Source organism: Marinomonas sp. 5E14-1 (assembly GCF_039939215.1).
Classification (GTDB): domain Bacteria; phylum Pseudomonadota; class Gammaproteobacteria; order Pseudomonadales; family Marinomonadaceae; genus Marinomonas.
In genome coordinates this window covers 1-1240 of sequence record NZ_JBDXMW010000029.1, presented here as the reverse complement: position 1 = coordinate 1240, position 1240 = coordinate 1, and the positions used below count along the sequence as shown (strand labels likewise).

Annotated in this window: 1 protein-coding gene; it reads right to left on the bottom strand. The window is 36.9% G+C overall.

Going from position 1 to position 1240, the window contains the following annotated elements; translation table 11 throughout:
* Nucleotides 1–974: cache domain-containing protein (locus ABFY09_RS15070; protein WP_347985098.1), on the bottom strand; the 974-nt coding region annotated here is incomplete at its 3' end.
* Nucleotides 975–1240: the final 266 nt, after the last annotated feature.

Sequence of the window (1240 nt, the reverse complement as noted above, 5' to 3'; positions counted from 1 at the left end):
GTATTTAGTGTTAAATCACCATTGGCAACACGTTTAACAAGCTCTTCGATTTCTTTTGGTTCGCCGCCTATCGGTTTGTACATCAGTTTAACAACCGTCAAGTAGATGATAACGAGAGAGATCAAAATCAAAATAATAGAGAAAATAAGCCCTTGAGCAAGATTTGAGTTTGAAGCAGCATTGATATGACTTGTTGTATCCAGCGCCCAAACATTCCAACCTAAGGAATCAATTCTGGCGTTACTAACAACGTATTCTTTTCCTAAGTAATCATAGTGATGCTGACTGCTCTTTTTGTCCTTATAAGCTTCGAACGAGGGTTGAAGTTCGAATAAATTTTCGCCAATGTTGTTAGCTTCAGGAGCTGCAAGAACGAAACCATCCGCTCTGCTGACGATAAGTTGATTACTTTCAGATAAACTGTTTGAGAACTCTGTAATTGTAAGAACGTTCATGTTAACTAACAATGTAGCGACAACATTGTTGTTACGTATCACCGGAATGGCTAACGCCATTACAAAATCATCTGTTGCTGTTTTATATGGTTTGGTGATGATTTTTTTCTCGCCTGCAAAGATTCTGGTATACCATTCACGATCTAGCGCTCGTTTATTTTTTTCAATTACTTGGCCTGTCGATATAAAACTCGTGCCATCTTTTAATGCTACAACGGTGGCAACGACATCTAAGTAGTTTTTGACCGTTCTTAATTGATTAACGATAGTGTCTGCATCACCTGCTTGTCCGTTGGTATCAATGTCTAAATTTTCACCTAAAACGTAAAGGTTATCGAAATAGCGTTGTATCTTTTGATCCAAAGCATTCGAAATTAAAAAGGATTCTTTTTCTAAGCTTTTTGTTGAACTAGTCACTGAAGCTGATTTGAAGTTGAGATAGCCTGTCAGCGATACAATTAATATTGCAATTACAAACAGTGCCCCGATATAACTTAATAACTTTCCTTTAGCGCTCATAGTGTTTTGTGTCCTTTCCTTAGCTCATTCACGATTTTGAAGCCGTATAGTAGTTGCCAAGCTTCTTCTAACGAAGAGTGTTTGGTCAAATTTGAGTTTTATCAATACTAATTTTTAAATTATAAGTACTTTTTTCAGATTGAGCCTTAATCAGTATCCTACAATTTGAATACATCTACCGATTTGTCTAGTGTTAGTGCTAAGTCGGTCAGGTTAGATGCCATGTTCTTGTTGCTGTTGGAGCTCCCATAAGTTGTTTTAGCAAG